The organism is Pseudomonas sp. YQ_5, assembly GCF_043103305.1.
Taxonomy (GTDB): Bacteria; Pseudomonadota; Gammaproteobacteria; order Pseudomonadales; family Pseudomonadaceae; genus Aquipseudomonas; species Aquipseudomonas putida_Y.
The window spans coordinates 50012-66719 of the sequence record NZ_JBICJS010000012.1 but is presented as its reverse complement, the minus strand read 5'-3'; the positions used below and the strand labels follow the sequence as shown (position 1 = coordinate 66719).

20 protein-coding genes are annotated in these 16708 nt (G+C 61.1%); 12 read left to right on the top strand and 8 right to left on the bottom strand.

Annotation, left to right across the window (positions count from 1 at the left end):
* Positions 1-52: 52 nt before the first annotated feature.
* From ACF8EA_RS02400 to ACF8EA_RS02390, 3 genes are all read right to left on the bottom strand, one after another.
* Positions 53-1231 (bottom strand): VWA domain-containing protein, encoded by a 1179-nt coding sequence (locus ACF8EA_RS02400; protein ID WP_392521045.1) that lies wholly within the window; start codon positions 1229-1231, stop codon positions 53-55.
* 13 nt (positions 1232-1244) lie between these two features.
* A complete protein-coding gene (locus ACF8EA_RS02395) occupies positions 1245-2090 on the bottom strand; it encodes a MoxR family ATPase (protein WP_016488585.1) in 846 nt (281 codons plus the stop codon).
* Positions 2091-2289: 199 nt separating this feature from the next.
* The gene (locus tag ACF8EA_RS02390; protein WP_392521044.1) at positions 2290-3363 is read right to left on the bottom strand and encodes a DUF748 domain-containing protein; all 1074 of its coding nucleotides are present in this window, start codon (positions 3361-3363) and stop codon (positions 2290-2292) included.
* A 132-nt stretch (positions 3364-3495) separates the two neighbouring features.
* Between ACF8EA_RS02390 and cysK the strand changes: the two genes are divergently transcribed.
* From cysK to ACF8EA_RS02370, 4 genes are all read left to right on the top strand, one after another.
* A complete protein-coding gene (cysK, locus tag ACF8EA_RS02385) occupies positions 3496-4470 on the top strand; it encodes a cysteine synthase A (protein ID WP_021783386.1) in 975 nt (324 codons plus the stop codon).
* 173 nt (positions 4471-4643) lie between these two features.
* Positions 4644-5579 carry an aspartyl/asparaginyl beta-hydroxylase domain-containing protein gene (locus tag ACF8EA_RS02380; protein WP_101196526.1) on the top strand — a complete coding sequence of 312 codons (936 nt, stop codon included), beginning with the start codon at positions 4644-4646 and terminating at the stop codon, positions 5577-5579.
* A gap of 157 nt (positions 5580-5736) precedes the next feature.
* Entirely contained in the window at positions 5737-5898 is a 162-nt protein-coding gene (locus tag ACF8EA_RS02375) for a hypothetical protein (protein ID WP_154070663.1), read from the top strand.
* A 116-nt stretch (positions 5899-6014) separates the two neighbouring features.
* Positions 6015-6896 carry a DMT family transporter gene (locus ACF8EA_RS02370; RefSeq protein WP_392521043.1) on the top strand — a complete coding sequence of 294 codons (882 nt, stop codon included), beginning with the start codon at positions 6015-6017 and terminating at the stop codon, positions 6894-6896.
* A 3-nt stretch (positions 6897-6899) separates the two neighbouring features.
* Here the strand turns inward: ACF8EA_RS02370 and ACF8EA_RS02365 are convergent, their stop codons facing one another.
* Together ACF8EA_RS02365 and ACF8EA_RS02360 are read right to left on the bottom strand one after the other, a co-directional pair.
* Positions 6900-7358, bottom strand: coding sequence for a DUF4265 domain-containing protein (locus ACF8EA_RS02365; RefSeq protein WP_392521042.1), 459 nt, complete (start codon positions 7356-7358; stop codon positions 6900-6902).
* Positions 7359-7371: 13 nt separating this feature from the next.
* The gene (locus tag ACF8EA_RS02360; protein ID WP_392521041.1) at positions 7372-8247 is read right to left on the bottom strand and encodes a DMT family transporter; all 876 of its coding nucleotides are present in this window, start codon (positions 8245-8247) and stop codon (positions 7372-7374) included.
* Positions 8248-8451: 204 nt separating this feature from the next.
* Between ACF8EA_RS02360 and aceK the strand changes: the two genes are divergently transcribed.
* Positions 8452-10167, top strand: coding sequence for a bifunctional isocitrate dehydrogenase kinase/phosphatase (gene aceK, locus ACF8EA_RS02355; RefSeq protein ID WP_392521040.1), 1716 nt, complete (start codon positions 8452-8454; stop codon positions 10165-10167).
* 19 nt (positions 10168-10186) lie between these two features.
* On the opposite strand, the gene ACF8EA_RS02350 is transcribed toward aceK, so the two are convergent.
* Entirely contained in the window at positions 10187-11047 is an 861-nt protein-coding gene (locus tag ACF8EA_RS02350; RefSeq protein WP_392521039.1) for a DUF6279 family lipoprotein, read from the bottom strand.
* A gap of 130 nt (positions 11048-11177) precedes the next feature.
* Here ACF8EA_RS02350 and ACF8EA_RS02345 point away from each other — a divergent pair, with 130 nt between their 5' ends.
* Positions 11178-12014: a S1 RNA-binding domain-containing protein gene (locus ACF8EA_RS02345; RefSeq protein WP_021783393.1), complete on the top strand. Its 837-nt coding sequence runs from the start codon at positions 11178-11180 to the stop codon at positions 12012-12014.
* 5 nt (positions 12015-12019) lie between these two features.
* On the opposite strand, the gene ACF8EA_RS02340 is transcribed toward ACF8EA_RS02345, so the two are convergent.
* A complete protein-coding gene (locus ACF8EA_RS02340; RefSeq protein WP_021783394.1) occupies positions 12020-12400 on the bottom strand; it encodes a hypothetical protein in 381 nt (126 codons plus the stop codon).
* Positions 12401-12635: 235 nt separating this feature from the next.
* Between ACF8EA_RS02340 and ACF8EA_RS02335 the strand changes: the two genes are divergently transcribed.
* From ACF8EA_RS02335 to def, 3 genes are all read left to right on the top strand, one after another.
* Positions 12636-12815, top strand: coding sequence for a CsbD family protein (locus ACF8EA_RS02335; protein ID WP_003254639.1), 180 nt, complete (start codon positions 12636-12638; stop codon positions 12813-12815).
* A gap of 157 nt (positions 12816-12972) precedes the next feature.
* Positions 12973-13929 (top strand): YihY/virulence factor BrkB family protein, encoded by a 957-nt coding sequence (locus ACF8EA_RS02330; protein ID WP_021783396.1) that lies wholly within the window; start codon positions 12973-12975, stop codon positions 13927-13929.
* Positions 13929-14465 carry a peptide deformylase gene (gene def, locus ACF8EA_RS02325; protein WP_392521038.1) on the top strand — a complete coding sequence of 179 codons (537 nt, stop codon included), beginning with the start codon at positions 13929-13931 and terminating at the stop codon, positions 14463-14465. Before ACF8EA_RS02330 ends, def begins: the two co-directional genes overlap by 1 nt.
* Here def and ACF8EA_RS02320 read toward each other — a convergent pair.
* The gene (locus ACF8EA_RS02320) at positions 14420-14824 is read right to left on the bottom strand and encodes a GNAT family N-acetyltransferase (protein WP_289711649.1); all 405 of its coding nucleotides are present in this window, start codon (positions 14822-14824) and stop codon (positions 14420-14422) included. The two genes, def and ACF8EA_RS02320, sit on opposite strands and share 46 nt — an antisense overlap.
* Before the next feature lie 318 nt (positions 14825-15142).
* On the opposite strand from ACF8EA_RS02320, the gene ACF8EA_RS02315 reads away from it, so the two are divergent.
* The 3 genes from ACF8EA_RS02315 to ACF8EA_RS02305 all read left to right on the top strand — a co-directional run bounded on the left by ACF8EA_RS02315 (position 15143) and on the right by ACF8EA_RS02305 (position 16692).
* On the top strand, positions 15143-15400 hold the full coding sequence (locus ACF8EA_RS02315) for a DUF2790 domain-containing protein (RefSeq protein ID WP_003254632.1): 258 nt from the start codon (positions 15143-15145) through the stop codon (positions 15398-15400).
* Between the two features lie 476 nt (positions 15401-15876).
* Positions 15877-16302 (top strand): nuclear transport factor 2 family protein, encoded by a 426-nt coding sequence (locus ACF8EA_RS02310; RefSeq protein ID WP_010955229.1) that lies wholly within the window; start codon positions 15877-15879, stop codon positions 16300-16302.
* A 45-nt stretch (positions 16303-16347) separates the two neighbouring features.
* Positions 16348-16692 (top strand): YciI family protein, encoded by a 345-nt coding sequence (locus tag ACF8EA_RS02305; RefSeq protein ID WP_021783400.1) that lies wholly within the window; start codon positions 16348-16350, stop codon positions 16690-16692.
* Positions 16693-16708 lie beyond the last annotated feature (16 nt).

The following is a 16708-nucleotide window of genomic DNA, read 5'->3' as shown; positions in this document are numbered from 1 at the left end:
CTCCTACACAAGTCTTGTGCATGCCTTGACGGCGATGTTGGAGCGGGCAACCTCACTTGGACAGGTAGCGCATCCCTTCCTCCAACCCTTGCAGGGTCAGCGGATACATCTTGTCCTCGATCAGGTCCCGCACCAGATGGGTCGACGCGGTGTATTCCCAGGCCTGCTTGGGGTAAGGGTTGATCCAGATGATTTTCTTGAATTTTTCCATGAAGCGCTGGATCCACACATACCCGGCTTCTTCGTTCCAGTGCTCCACGCTGCCGCCTGGCTGGGTGATCTCGTAGGGCGCCATGGCCGCGTCACCGACGAACACCACCTTGTAGTCATCACCATACTTGTGCAGCAGGTCGAAGGTGGAAAAACGCTCTGACGTGCGGCGCAGGTTGTTCTTCCACACCGATTCATAAACGCAATTGTGGAAGTAGTAATACTCCAGGTGCTTGAACTCGGTCTTGCAGGCCGAGAACAGCTCTTCGCAGACTTTGACGTGCGCATCCATCGAGCCGCCAATGTCGAACAGCAACAGCAGCTTCACGGTGTTGCGCCGCTCAGGGCGCATCTGGATGTTCAGCAACCCGGCATCACGCGCGGTATGGTCGATGGTACCGTCAATGTCCAGCTCTTCGGCGGCGCCTTCGCGGGCGAACTTGCGTAGCCGACGCAGGGCCAGCTTGATGTTGCGGGTGCCAAGCTCGACCTGGTCGTCGAGGTTCTTGTACTCGCGTTGGTCCCAGACTTTTACCGCCTTGCCCTGACGCTTGCCGGCGTCACCGACGCGGATACCCTCGGGGTTGAAACCGCCCGAGCCGAATGGGCTGGTGCCACCGGTACCAATCCACTTGTTGCCGCCAGCGTGGCGTTCCTTTTGCTCTTCGAGGCGTTTCTTGAAGGCCTCGATAAGCTTGTCCAGGCCGCCCAGCGACTGGATTTGCGCGCGCTCTTCATCGGTCAGCGAGCGCTCGAACTCTTTACGCAGCCAGTCTTCGGGGATCAGCGCCTCAATGTGCCGGTCGAGGTTTTCCAGGCCCTTGAAATAGGCTGCGAAGGCACGGTCGAACTTGTCGAAGTGGCGTTCGTCCTTTACCAGGATGGCGCGGGCGAGGTAGTAGAACGCGTCCATGTCGGCAAACACCACGCGCTTTTGCAAGGCCTGGTGCAGGTCGAGCAGCTCACGCACCGAGACCGGCACCTTGGCCGCACGCATCTCATTGAACAGATTGAGCAGCATGGCCCTGCTCCTGTCAGCGGTTGCCGCGCCGGCTCATGAAGGCCAGGCGCTCGAGCAGTTGTACATCCTGCTCGTTTTTTACCAGCGCACCGGCCAGCGGCGGGATGGCTTTGGTCGGGTCGCGTTCGCGCAGCACCGCTTCACCGATGTTGTCGGCCATCAGCAGCTTGAGCCAGTCGACCAGCTCGGAGGTGGACGGCTTTTTCTTCAGGCCCGGCACCTTGCGTACGTCGAAGAACACATCCAGCGCCTCACTGACCAGCGACTGGCTGATATTCGGGTAGTGCACGTCGACAATCTGCTGCAGGGTAGTGCGGTCGGGGAAGGCGATGTAGTGGAAGAAGCAGCGGCGCAGGAAGGCGTCCGGCAGCTCTTTTTCGTTGTTCGAGGTAATGATGATGATCGGACGCTGTCTGGCCTTGATGGTCTCGTCGATTTCGTAGACGTAGAACTCCATCTTGTCGAGTTCTTGCAGCAGGTCGTTGGGGAATTCGATATCGGCCTTGTCGATTTCGTCGATCAGCAGGATGACCCGCTCGTCGGCCTCGAATGCCTCCCAGAGCTTGCCCTTTTTCAGGTAGTTGCGCACATCGTGCACCTTGTCCACGCCCAGCTGCGAATCACGCAGGCGGCTGACTGCGTCGTACTCGTACAGCCCCTGGTGGGCCTTGGTGGTGGACTTGATGTGCCAGGTGATCAGGCGCGCCCCGAACGAAGCCGCCAACTGCTCGGCGAGCATGGTTTTGCCGGTGCCTGGTTCGCCCTTGACCAACAGCGGGCGTTCGAGGGTAATGGCCGCGTTTACCGCCAGTTTCAGGTCGTCTGTGGCGACGTAGTCGCGGGTGCCTTCGAACTTCATGGGGGGTGTCCTCTATTCAGGGCTTTGCGGGCCTCTTCGCGGGTAAACCCGCTCCTACGGGGGTGTAGGAGCGGGTTTACCCGCGAAGAGGCCCGAACAGGCAGCACATAATCCGGATTTGTTTCCGACTATAACGCGGGGCCCGGCGGCTGAAAACGCAGACCGGGTATTCAGTCCCTGAATGCCCCGTCACGCTGTCTCAGTCAGACTTCGGCGCTGGCTGCTCATAACGCGCATTGAATGCCTGGATAAACCCGTTACGGAGGATCTGCAAGAACGCTTCGAAGGCACTGATATCCTGTTGGCGCACACTGCCACTGAGTTCCACCCGGGTAGCGAACTGGTTTTTCGGCTGGTTCTTAAGCACCGTCTCGGTCGCACCCACCAAGGCCTCCCACACCGAACGGAAGAAACCCTTGTCCTTTTCCTCGACGTCCTGTTGCCAGTCGAACACGTCGACATCGCGCAGCAGCGGTTTTATATAGCCGTTCAGCCGGCCGTTTTCTGCCTGGGCCTCGATGACCACGTCACCGTGCCCGGCATTGAAGTCGAATTTGCCGTAGGCGCTGGCAAAGTCATTCAGCTTGCGCAGCTCGATGCCGGTGGCGCGAAGCCTGAATTCGAAGTCATCGAAATCACTGAACGGGTCGAAGGTGGCACGGCTTTCTACCTTTGCATCCCCCGCTATGAGCGCCGTACCTTCGAAACTGGCATCGCGACGGCCTTTCTGGTCGCGCACATTGGTCAAGTTGTGGATGCTGGCATTCAACCGGGTGGCCTTGAGGTCGACCGGTGGCTTGGAGTTGAAGTTACGGAACGTCAGCACGCCGTTGTCGATACGCACTTCGTTGAGGGTGATGGGCAGGAGTTTTTCCAGCTGTTGGCGCCAGTCGATACCTTGACCGGTCTGCGATGCCTGTTTGCTACCACCGTCGACAAAGTTCAGTTCGGGGTGCACGAACGTCACCTCCGCCACCACTGCCTTGTCGTACCACAACGAACGCCAGCTCACCGAAAGGTCGATCAGTGGGGCGTCGAGAAGCGGTACTGGCACCTTGCCGGTGGTCTTGACGACCTTCAGCCCATTGATCTGATACGCACCGCGCCACCAGGCCAGGTCCACATCGGCCACCTGGCCGCGGTAGTCACCCATGTCGGCCAGCTTGTCGTTGAGGTAGTCGCGCACCAGGTAGGGCAGGGCCAGGTGCAGCGCCACCAGCAGCACGGTCAGGCTGGCCAGGCCGACCAGCGGCCAGCGATAGCGGGCTTTCATGAGGCGGTCTCCAAGGCAGGATGTGCGGTTGACCGCACCGCGGCGGGCTGAGTTCGAACAGGCTTTACGGGCCACTGCCGCGGGCTTACCCTTGAGGCATTTCCCTGCTTTTTCATGCCAAGGACCCCTGCCATGAGCCGTATCTTTGCAGACAACGCCCACTCCATCGGTAACACGCCGCTGGTGCAGATCAACCGCATCGCCCCGCGCGGCGTGACCATCCTGGCCAAGATCGAAGGGCGCAACCCGGGTTATTCGGTCAAATGCCGCATTGGTGCGAACATGGTCTGGGACGCCGAGAGCAGCGGCAAGCTCAAGCCGGGCATGACCATCGTCGAGCCCACCTCGGGCAACACCGGTATCGGCCTGGCCTTCGTCGCCGCTGCCCGCGGCTACAAGCTGATGCTGACCATGCCCGCCTCGATGAGCCTGGAGCGCCGCAAGGTGCTCAAGGCACTGGGCGCCGAGCTGGTGTTGACCGATCCGGCCAAGGGCATGAAGGGCGCTATCGAGAAGGCCAACGAAATCGTCGCCTCCGACCCGGAGCAGTACTTCTTGCCGGGCCAGTTCGAAAACCCGGCCAACCCGGCCATTCACGAAAAAACCACTGGCCCGGAGATCTGGAACGACACTGACGGCGCAGTCGACGTGCTGGTGGCGGGCGTGGGCACTGGCGGCACCATCACCGGCGTGTCGCGTTACATCAAGCATACCCAGGGCAAGGCCATCCTGTCGGTGGCTGTGGAGCCCGTGGCATCGCCACTGATCAGCCAGACCCTGGCCGGTGAAGAACTCAAGCCCAGCCCGCACAAAATCCAGGGCATCGGCGCCGGCTTCGTGCCGAAAAACCTCGACCTGTCGATCGTCGACCAGGTGGAGACGGTGACCGACGAAGAGTCCAAGGCCATGGCTATTCGCCTGATGCAGGAAGAGGGCATCCTTTGCGGTATTTCCTGCGGTGCGGCAATGGCGGCGGCGGTGCGCCTGGCCGAAAAACCGGAAATGCAGGGTAAGACCATCGTCGTAATCCTGCCCGATTCGGGCGAGCGATATTTGTCGAGCATGCTGTTCAGCGACATGTTCAGCGAGCAGGAAAACCAACAGTAATCGGCCTTGCCGCTGATCCGGCGCAACAATCGGCGGCCTGGTTTATTGCAGAATCTTCATGAATGCGATCCCGCCCGGGTTGTTTTTACCGCGGCGGGATCGGTTTATGATGGCAGGATGATTTTCTGGAGAGCAGGCAGCGCAGCCCTGGCTCTTCCCCAAGGAGTGAAAGCATGACCTTTTCCTTTGCAGCCAAGGCGGGTGTCTTGCTGGTGTTTTTCGGCAGCGTGCTGTTCGTGCACCTGCGCGGCAAGGCCCGCCTGCCGGTGTTGCGCCAGTTCGTCAACCATTCTGCGCTGTTCGCCCCCTACAACGCGTTGATGTACCTGTTTTCCGGCGTGCCGTCCAAGCCCTATCTGGACCGTCAGCGCTTCCCGGAGCTGGACGTGCTGAAGGACAACTGGCAGGAAATCCGCGAAGAGGCCATGCGCCTGTTCGACGAAGGCTATATCCGTGCCGCCGAGAAAGATAACGACGCCGGCTTTGGTTCGTTTTTCAAGAAGGGCTGGAAGCGCTTTTACCTGAAGTGGTACGACAAACCGCTGCCTTCGGCGCAAACCCTGTGCCCGCGCACTGTCGAGCTGGTCAGCAGCATCCCCAATGTGAAGGGCGCAATGTTCGCCCTGCTGCCCGGCGGCAGCCACCTGAACCCGCACCGCGACCCGTTCGCAGGTTCGCTGCGTTATCACCTGGGGCTGTCCACGCCGAACTCCGACGCATGCCGCATCTACGTGGACGGTGAGCAGTACGCCTGGCGTGATGGCGAAGACGTGATGTTCGATGAAACCTATGTGCACTGGGTCAAGAACGAAACCGACGTAACCCGCGTGATCCTGTTCTGCGATATCGAGCGCCCGCTGAGTAGCCCGCTGATGACGCGCATCAACCGTAAGGTCAGTGCCTTCCTCGGCCGCGCCACCGCGCCGCAGAACACCGACGAAGAGCGCGTGGGCGGGATCAACCAGGCGTACGCCTGGAGCAAGCGCTTCAGCAACAAGATCAGCAGCCATGTGAAGCAGTTCAAACGCGCCAACCCCAAGGCTTACCGCGTGCTGCGGCCGGTACTGGCGGTGGTGGTGGCGTATCTGCTGTATCGCTGGTTGTTCTGATTTTTGTAGTTTGTTCGGGCCTCTTCGCGGGGCCAAGCCCGCTTCCACAAGAGCATCACCCTCCTTGAAGGATGAGCAGAGCCTGTGAAAGCAGGCTTGTGCCGCGAAGAATCACTCGCTATATTCCAGAACATTCACTTCCTCAAAGACCGCTGTCATGCCTGCCATTCCTTCCACCACACGCTTTGCCATCGCGCCAGTCGCGGGCATGGTCGTGCGTGGTAGCCAGCAGCCGGTCATGATCTGTCACTCCCCACCACCTGTCAGTGGCGTCGTAGGCGGCGTAGCTCCGCCTCATTGCGTGGTTGTGCTGGGCTGATCGGCTTCGTGCCGCAACCCTTCGCACGCGCAACCTACTGAACACGGTCGGCCACTTCTCACGTCGAAGCGCACGCCGTCCGTTTGGCTTATCTGCCTACTATCAGGTGGCAATTCATGTCTGTCTTTACCAAAGCGTCCGTGGCCTCTGCGGCCACTACCTGCCTGTTCGTCCTGCTGTGGAGCAGCGGGGCGATCGTCTCCAAACTTGGCCTGGCGCATGCCAGCCCGTTCGCCTTTCTGCTGTTGCGCTCGGCGCTGGCCCTGGCTGGCCTGTTGCTGATCGGCCCGTTGCTAGGGCTGCGCTGGCCGCGTACTCGCGGGAGCATTCTGCGCGCCCTGGGTACAGGCTGTGTGCTGCTCGGTGCCTATCAGATCTTCTATCTGTTGGCGCTTGATACCCATGTCACCCCTGGTGTCATGGCGACGGTGATGGGCGTCCAACCGATCCTCACCGTGGTGCTGATGGAGCGCCAGCGTTCCTGGAGCCGTTTGTTCGGCCTGGGTTTGGGGCTGGGCGGCTTGATCATGGTGGTCTACCAGGGCATCAACCTGGGCGGGGTATCGCTGGGGGGGATGCTGTTCGCCCTGCTGGCGCTGGTCAGCATGACCTTTGGCTCGATCCTGCAGAAGCGCATTACCGACAACCCCATGGGCACACTGCCGCTGCAGTACCTGGCCGGCTTTGCCATGTGCGCGCTGTTCGCACCTTTGCAACCGCTCCATGTCGAGTGGACCGGCAGCTTCGTCGGTGCGCTGCTGTGGATGGGCCTGGTGGTCTCGCTGCTGGCAACCCTGCTGCTGTACCGGCTGATCGCCAAGGGCAATCTGGTCAATGTCACCAGCCTGTTCTACCTGGTGCCGGCAGTGACTGCAGTGATGGACTTGCTGATCTTCGGTAATCGCCTGGCGCCGCTAAGCTTGCTGGGCATGGGGCTGATCGTGGTTGGGCTGCTGTTCGTGTTTCGCAAGCCCGCCCCGCGCCTGGCCGAAGCGTAGGCCCTAGCGGAATTCTTCGGGGATGGCGTGGCGCAACACGCCTTCCTCGAAGTCCAGCAGGCCGGCTTCGCGCTGGGTGAGCAGGTAGTAGAGCAGGGTGTCGAGCGAGCGTTGCGGCGGGACCTCGACCGCCAGCATCTTCACTGCTTGCTCGGTTTCACAGGCACAGCCGAAATCCAGCAATGCCGCACGTACCTGGTCGAGGATTTCCGGAGGTTTGACGACCACCCGGAACACCGAGCTACCGCTGCTGTGGCGCAGTTCTGCGAACCAGGTTTCGCCTTCTTCCTCGCGGGTGTCGATCACGTCGCCCGGGGCGATGCCATAGACATGGAAGGGGATGTTGTCGACGGCATAGCCGCCTTCCACGGCCTTGGCCCACAGGCCCTCGACCGAAGCCGGCGGGTAGCCGTTCTCGTCCTGTTCCAGGCGGAACAAAACCTTTTTGTACGCGCTGTTCATGCAGTACTCCGCTTCAGCTGCGCGCCGGGCGCAGCACCAGCCACAAGGCCAGGCCAATCAGCAGGCCGCCGTATAGGTGCGCCATCGACAATGGCTCGTTCAGCAGCCATGCCCCCCACAATACGCCGAATACCGGGATCAGGAACGTTACGGTGCTGGCTTTTACCGGGCCGATTTCCTCGAGCAGGCGGAAGTAAAGAATGTAGGCGAATGCCGTGCACAGCAGCCCCAGCCCCAGCAACGACAACCACACCTCCCAGCCCCCCCAGCTGGCGGGCGGCTGGGAGAGTGCGCTCCAGCCGAACAGCGGGGTCAGCATCAGTGTGGCGCCGAGCATGCTACCCAGCGCGGAAAGACGGCTGTCCAGGCCGCTGATCCAGCGGCGGGCGAGGAACCCGGCAAAGCCGTAGCAGGTAGTGGCCGCCAGGCAGGCGAGGGCGCCTTGCAGCAGGGCCATGTCCAGTGCCACCGGGCCGGCGCCGCTGAGGATGCCGACGCCGAACAGGCCAAGGAAGATGCCGCAGAGTTTGGCCAGGGTCATTGGCTCACGGAAGAACAGTACGCCGACCAGCACGCCCATCAACGGGGTGGTGGCGTTGAAGATCGCCGAATAGCCGGCAGGCAGCACCTGGGCCGCCACCGAGTAGAAGGTGGCGGGGATGCCGGAGTTGATCATGCCCAGCACCAGGCACGCGCCGAGCTTACCCTGGAAGTCCCAGCGCACCCGGGCGGCGGCGAGTAGCACGATCAGGCCCAGGCAGGCGATGGACACCCGGAAGAACGCGGTCGGCACCGTGCCCAGTTCGGGGGCGATGATGCGCATGAACAGGAAACTCGCTCCCCAGACGGCGGCAAGGGTCAGCAGGCGGGCTAGGGCGATGGGGCTCACAACGGTCTCCGAAGGTAAGGCAGGGGCGCGAGTGTACGCCAGGGGGCGGGGGGATTCTTGTGCTTTCTTGCTGTGTAATTCCTCTTGGGCTGCGGGGCTCTGGGCAAGGCAGGTGCAACTACAGCTCGGGCCTTCAATAGCAGTAACCCATGAAGCCAAGGGCGGCTAAGCTCTGTACTCAATCCCAGCTCCGAGGCCCCACGCATGTCCCAGCCCTGGCCCGCTGTCGAAATCGCCCGGATGATCCTCGCCGGCTTCGACGACTACCGCGATCATTTCCAGCGCATCACCCTCGGAGCCCGCAAGCGCTTCGAGCAGGCGCACTGGCAGGATATTCAGCAGGCCGCCGCCGCCCGCATCAATCTCTATGAAGAGAAAGTCTCCGAAGTCAACGGCTGGCTGCGTCAGGCTTTTGCCACGGAGGTGCTGCTGGACGTGGAACAGTGGCCACTGGTGAAAAACGCCTATATCCACCTGATCGACCCACGGCTGGACGACGAGCTGGCAGAGACCTGGTACAACTCGCTGTTTTGCAGCCTGTTCAGCCATGACCAGATCAGCGACGGCTGCATGTTCATCCACACCACCCGGCCTTCCATGCGCGGCCGCGAGCGCGCCGCGCAAACCCGTACCTATCGGCTTGACGGCAGTCTCAGGAACTTGCTGCGCGCGGTGTTCGCCGATTACCCATTCGACATGCCCTATGGCGACCTGGAGGGCGACCTGACGCGGCTGGAAGAACAACTGCGCGAATGCCTGCCCGACTGGGTGTGCAAGGACCCGGCGCTGGCCGTGGAATTGTTTGTACCCGTGCTTTACCGCAACAAGGGGGCCTATCTGGTCGGCCGCCTGTACAACAGCGATGAACAGTGGCCGTTGGTGATCCCCTTGCTGCACCGCGAGGGCCACGGTATCGAGGCCGATGCATTGATCACCGACGAGGCCGAGGTGTCGATCATCTTTTCGTTCACCCGCTCTTACTTCATGGCCGATGTACCGGTGCCGGCCGAGTTCGTCAATTTCCTCAAGCGCATCCTTCCAGGCAAGCACATTGCCGAGCTATACACCTCGATCGGGTTCTACAAGCAGGGCAAGTCGGAGTTCTACCGCGCGCTGATCAACCACCTTGCCAGCAGTGATGACCGCTTTGTCATGGCGCCAGGGGTGCGGGGCATGGTCATGAGCGTGTTCACCTTGCCCGGCTTCAATACGGTGTTCAAGATCATCAAGGACCGCTTTTCGCCATCGAAAACCGTGGACCGCGCCACGGTGATCGACAAGTACCGGCTGGTGAAAAGCGTCGACCGGGTGGGCCGTATGGCCGACACCCAGGAGTTTGCCGATTTTCGCTTTCCGCGCAGCAAGTTCGAGCCGGATTGCCTGGCCGAGTTGCTGGAGGTGGCACCGTCGACGGTGGCGCTGGAGGGCGACACGGTGCTGATCCGCCACTGTTGGACCGAGCGGCGCATGACGCCGTTGAACCTGTACCTGGAGCATGCCACCGAGGGCCAGGTGCTGGAGGCACTGGAGGACTACGGCCTGGCCATCAAGCAGCTGGCGGCGGCAAATATCTTCCCCGGCGACATGCTGCTGAAAAACTTTGGCGTGACCCGCCATGGCCGGGTCGTGTTCTACGACTATGACGAAATCAGCTTCCTGACCGAGGTGAATTTCCGCCACATCCCGCCACCGCGTTACCCGGAGGACGAAATGTCGGGCGAGCCGTGGTACTCGATCGGGCCGCATGATGTGTTCCCCGAAGAGTTTCCGCCGTTTCTGTTTGCCGATATGGGCCAGCGGCGGTTGTTCAGCCGCTTGCATGGGGAACTGTATGACGCGGATTACTGGAAGGGGCTGCAGGCGGCGATACGTGAAGGGAAAGTGATCGATGTGTTTCCGTATCGGCGCAAGGCCCGGTGAATCAGGTCGAACAGGGCTGTCAGCCCTTCAAACACTTCATATCGCTCAAATGGGTGCGCACCTTGCCCAACCGTTCCTGCAGGAACCGCCGCTGCTGCGGAGTGCTTTGCTGCACCAGGTCAACCAGCAGGCTGCGCGCCTGGCGCTCGGTATTCCGATACGCCGCCCGGTACTCGGGTGTCCACAAACTTTCCTTGCGCTGCAACAAGGTCGCCAGGCGCGGCTCGAAGCTGGAGTCGTTGCGCTGGTTCATCGCCAACAGCAATTGCTGCTGCCAGTGGGCGCGGTTGGCGATCCATTCACGGTTCTGGTCACCCAGCGCTTGAGACCAGGTCTGGATGCGTTGCTTCTGTACCGCAGTCAACTCGCCAAACCAGGGTGCCAGGCGTTTTTCCATGCGCTCGCTACGGCGGGCAATCTGCTTCGGCAAGGGCGTATCCACATACTGCTTCTGCCGCTCACTGATGTCTTCGCGGAAGGCCTCACGCATTTTCGCTACCTGGTCGTCGCTCATGCCACGCAGCAGTTCGGTGGCTGACGGGGTGATTTCCTCGGTCACCCGACCAATCGCTTCACGCACGTCGAGGGTGCTTTGTTGCAGGGCCTGGTCGGTCACCTGGCCGGCGGCGACCATGCCACGTAGCCGATCGAGCCAGTCGAGGTAGCCGGGCAGTTGAGTCTTGCAATGCCAGGCCAGGTGCTCGCGCAACCGATCGTCCAGCAGCGCCCTTTGCTCGCGGTTCATGTCCAGGTAGTCGCTCAGCGACCACGGCACCAGGCGGTCGAGGTTGCGATAGGCCAGATCGATGCGGCTGCAGGCGGCCAAGGCCAGGGCGAAGCCGATGGCGATAAGCAGGGCTTTGGGCAGGCGTAGCGGCATGTGCTGTTCCTTCCTCAGGCTGGCCAGAAGGTAGATGCAAGTGCGGGCTGGCGGTTCCACTGCATGAGTGGTCGGGCCATGTGGTGGCTTCAGGTGTAGAATAGCCGCCTTGTCTTGAGGATCATCGGAAATGGCTCTGCTTGGGCGCTACAACAGTTTGCAAATCGTGAAACACGTGGACTTCGGTCTGTACCTGGACGGCGGCGCCGATGGCGAGATCCTGCTGCCCGGGCGCTACATCCCGAAAAACGCCGAGACCGAGGTCGATGACTGGTTGAACGTGTTCATCTACCTGGACAGCGAAGACCAGCTGATCGCCACCACCGAGAAGCCCAAGGTGCAGGTTGGCGAGTTTGCCAGCCTGAAGGTCAAGGACATCAACGGTGCCGGTATCTTCCTGGACTGGGGCCTGTCCAAGGACTTGCTGATGCCGTACTCGGAAGAGGCACGGCCGCTGAAGATTGGCGATTACTGCGTGGTGCACGTGTACCTCGACAAGCGTACCCGCCGGATCACTGCCACCTCGCGCCTGGACCGCTATCTCGATGTCACCCCGGCCGACTACAAGGTTGGTCAGCCGGTCGAGCTACTGGTGGCCGGCGAAACGCCGATGGGCTTCAAGGCCATCATCAACAACCGCCACTGGGGCCTGATCCACAAGAACGAGGTGTTCAAGTTCTTGCGCTCGGGCATGCACGAGAAAGGCTTCATCAAGGAAATGCGCCAGGACGGCAAGATTTCACTGAGCCTGCAGCCGGTAGGCGCCGCCCTGGCGGACACCCTTCAAGAGCAGATCATGGCGCGCCTGGAAGCCGAAGGCGGGGTGTTGGGGGTGTGCGACAAGAGTGACCCTGCGCTGATCAGCAAGCTGTTCAACGTCAGCAAGGGCAACTTCAAGAAGGCCATTGGCGGGTTGTTCAAGCAGGGCCTGATCGTCATCCATGACGATCGTATCGAGAAAGCCTGACCGCGTTACGGCTGTACGAAGTTGCGGAAGTCCAGCTGCTCGCCACCCGGGCGGGTGTCGCGCAGCAGCGAGTCACGGTCGGCGCTGAGGGCCAGGCTGATGGTGGAGCGGCGCTTGCCAGGCTTGCGCACTTCCATCTGCTCCAGGTGAGCCTTGAGGAAATTGGTGGGTACCTTCAGGTGCTGCAGCTCATCGCTTTCTGGCGTGTGCAGCAGCAGGTTGACCCAGTCGGCCTGGCCTTTGCCCAGCAGTGCCACTGGCACTTCGAACCACCACAGGTTGCGTTTGTTGTCCAGGACGGCGAACAGCGTATTGCTGCTGGTCAGCACTGGGCGGGCCAATGCTTCGTTGCGCCGGGCGATGGCGGCGGGTTTGTCGAGTTTCATGCAGGTTCCTGCGGGTTGACGCTATGAAGGCCTGCATTGTGAGGGGTGGCACGGGGCGGGGCAAGGTTTGTAACTGGCGGCGCATGTGCGAGCCTCTTCACCGGCTTGTGCGGTATTCGCCCGCAGTCTTACCGTCCGGCTTCTGACCGGGAAATCCGTTGAAACTCCTGGCGAAGGCGTTGGGTCCACCTAATGTCGACACGGTTCACGTGTCTCCATTTGCAGGAGTTTTGCCATGAGCGGTACTAAAGACAAAGCGAAAGGCTTGGCCAACGAAGCGATCGGCAACGTGAAACAGGGTGTTGGCAAGGTGACCGACAACGACAAGCTGCGGGCCGAAGGCAAGGCGCAGGAGCTGAAAGGCGAGGCGCAACAGATCAAGGGCAATGTGAAGGATGCGGTGAAGAAGCCTTGACTTGAGACGGCCTGTGCCGGCCTCTTCGCGGACGAACCCGCGAAGAGGCCGGCACTCTACGTAAGCAAATTCTTCAACCACGGCCGGGAGCAGCACAGCACGGGCAGGGTCTATTAGACTTGTCTGTTGTAACGATCAAGCGGCGAAAGGAGACGCTATGATTTTCCCCGACCTGCGCGGCTTGCCCCTGCACCGCGTGCTGGTTCGCACCGTCAAGGAATTCCTCGACGACGAGATGTCCACCTATGCCTCAGCGCTGGCCTACCAGGCGCTGTTCTCGCTATTCCCCTTCCTGTTGTTCCTGATTGCCCTGATCGGTTTCCTGCACCTGCCGGACTTTTTCTCCTGGCTGCGTCTGCAATCGGAACTGGTATTGCCGCCCCAGGCGCTGGAGCAGGTGAATCCGGTGATCGACCAGTTGCAACAATCCAAGGGCGGGCTGCTGTCGGTGGGTATCGTGATCGCCCTGTGGACCGCCTCCGCTGGCGTGCGCCTGATGATGAGCGCCATGAACGCCGCCTACGATGTGCCCGAAGGTCGCCCGGTGTGGAAGCGTATCCCGCTTTCCATTTTCTACACCGTGGGCCTGGCTGGCATGCTGCTTGCGGCCGCAGCACTGATGGTACTGGGCCCCCAGGTGATGGAATGGATCGCCGCCCAGATCGGCATGCAGGAGTTCATCGTCACACTGTGGACCATCCTGCGCTGGCCGGTGATCATCATTCTGCTGATGGTGGCAGTGGCCCTGATCTATTACGTGATGCCTGATGTGAAACAGCAGTTTCGCTTCATCACCCCAGGCTCGGTGCTGGCGGTGGTGGTGTGGATCGTGGCCTCACTGGGCTTTGCCTACTACGTGAAGACCTTTGCCGATTACAACGCCATGTACGGCAGCATTGGTGCAATCATCGTGCTGTTGCTGTATTTCTATATTTCGGCCGCCGTGTTGTTGCTCGGCGCCGAAATGAATGCGGTGATCGAGCACATGTCAGCCGAAGGCAAGAACCCGGGCGAGAAAGACTTCGACGAGGATAAGCCCAAGGAAACCTTGACTGTACTGGGTCACGAGCACCCGAACCCGAGCAAGCCTCATAGCGTCGAGCCGAACCCCTGATGATCCGTGACATTCTCAAGATGGGCGATGAACGCCTGCTGCGCATCGCACCGCCAGTGCCCGAGCACATGCTTGGCAGTGCCGAACTGCAGCAGTTGATCGACGACATGTTCGAAACCATGCGTCACGTAGGCGGTGTGGGCCTGGCTGCCCCGCAGATCGGCATCGACCTGCAGTTGGTGATCTTCGGCTTCGAGCGCAGCGAGCGATACCCCGAAGCCGAGGCGGTGCCGCAGACCATTCTGCTGAATCCGGTCATCACCCCGACCTCCAGCGAGGTCGAGGACGGCTGGGAAGGTTGCCTGTCGGTGCCTGGCCTGCGCGGCGTGGTGCCGCGCTTCAAGCATATCGGCTACCAAGGCATCGACCCCCACGGCAACCCGATCAGCCGCTTTGCCGATGGCTTCCATGCACGGGTGGTGCAACACGAGTGCGACCACCTGATTGGCCGGCTATACCCCTCGCGCATCCAGGACTTCGCCAGGTTCGGCTACACCGATGTGTTGTTCCCCGGGCTCGAGGTCAGCGAGGACTGACCTCGCTGCAGGGCTACCAGGCGTTTGTTGCGCTGATAGCGTTGCAGGCGGCTGGCCAGGGCTTCTGGCAGTTGCTGGGCCAGGTCGAAGCCCAGGCGCTGGTAGAAGGGCGTTAGCTCGGGATGACAGAATAGCCAGACAGGCCCGCCAACTTGCGCCAGCGCTGCCTCGACCAACCGCGCGGCCACCCCTTGGCTGCGTCGCTGCGGGTCGACGAACAGGCCGGTCAGCCAGAATCCCTCACTCACCGCACTCAAGCTCAGCCCGGCGATGATGCCAGGCGCCCGCGCTACCCACAGTTCGGCATCGCTTGCAGCGCGCATGCGTGAGCTGTGCTGGCGGTAGAAGTGGTCCAGCAAACGGCGTTCTGTGTCCGAAAGCTTCGAACAGGACAATTGTTCAGAAATGGTGAGTCCTACCCTGAAACGTGGCCAGAGGCTCTGGCCTGATGATTTGCGGCCACTTTGTCGCAGATTGTTGCAAAACCGGCAAGGGTGAATATCCGACTCCGGGGTTCAACTATTGCTGGCCGGGAGTAGAATTTTGTTCATCCCCCCTGGCAGTACGAAGCGGGATCGGTACTTCGTGCCATCTAGACCATAGATGACAACTTCTCCGCGCCGGATACGGCAATAGAAGTCAATCGATCAGCTTGAACGCGCAAAAGGCAAAACCACATGAAACCATTACTGATTCTTGCATTGGTCGGTATGTCCTCGTTCGCCCTCGCCGATGAGGCCAAACCCGTTTCCAGCGAGCCTGTGGCTCAGCAGTACGACTACTCGATGAACCTGGACATCAAGCGGGTGATCAACCTGTCGACCATCCCCAATGTCTGCGAAGTGGTACCTGCGACCATGACCTATGAAGACCATCAGGGCCAGGTGCACACCATTCAGTACCGGGCCATGGGTGAAGGTTGCCAGCAGGGGTGATAGCTAGGTAGTGCGATGAAAGTTGCTGCTGGCTTCCATGTGATCGCCGCGGCATTTTCACCGCCCGTGGGATCGAGCGCCGCCCGCGCGGCGCATCGCGAGCAAGCTCGCTCCTACATTTGTTTCTGGCCAGTATTGCCTGTGCCTACGCGCGCGACCGCCTTGTTTGCTCCACCCGATATCGAGGAGGGCGCCAAAGGGCCGCGCGCTTCTGCCTCAGGAATAACTGGCCCGAAACAAATGTAGGAGCGAGCTTGCTCGCGATGCGCCGCGCGGGCGGCGCTCGATCTCCCAGGCGCCCAATCACCGAGAACATTCACCGAGAACATTCCCCAGGCAGTCCCTGATGCACGCTCTCAGCTGCCCCCATACAAAATATTCTCCCCCACTGTCGATTCCCCCTCCCTCAGTTCGACCATAAGTGAAGGCACGCACGCAGTGTGCCAAAACACCCTGTCCTGTCGGAGGACCCCCCGATGAGCACCGCAGCCGAATCCGAAATCCGCCAATTGATCGAGCGCTGGATGCAAGCCGTGCGCGATCGCGACATCCCGGGCATCATCGCCCCCTACGCCGACGATATCGTCGCCTTCGATGCCATCCAGGCCCTGCAATTCAAAGGCAAGTCCGCCTACACGGCGCATTGGGAAATGTGCATGGGCATGTGCACCGGCCCCATGGTCTTCGAACTTGCCCAACTTACCGTGCACGCCGCTGGCGATCTGGCCCTGGCCCATTGGCTGAACCGCTGCGGCCCGGGCGATGACGAAAGCCAGTGCGGCTTCATGCGCGCCACGGTGGGCTATCGTCGTCAAGGCGGCCAGTGGCAGGTAATCCACGAACACTGGTCGGCGCCTTTCGACATGGAAACGCAAAAAGCCCTGTTCGATCTCAAGCCCTGAGCCGTTATCGCCAAACGCACTTAGCCAAATGCCCTGGAGGCGACCATGAAATACCTGTGCCTGGTCTATTGTGACGAGGGGCTGTTGCACAGCCTGCCCGACAGCCCGGAAGACGCCGAATGCATGGCCTACGCCGAAGCCATTCACGGTTCCGGGCGAATGCTGGCGGCCGAGGCGCTGAAGTCGGTGCAGACTGCTACCACGGTGCGCATGCGCAACGGGCATATGAGCCTGACTGATGGCCCGTTTGCCGAAACCAAGGAGCAACTGGCCGGCTTTTACCTGGTGGAGGCCCGCGACCTCAACGAAGCGCTGAGTATCGCCAAGGGTATCCCTGCCGCGCGGGTCGGCAGTGTCGAGGTGCGACCAGTGCGTGAGCTGCAACCCTGACAGCCAAGGAGAACAA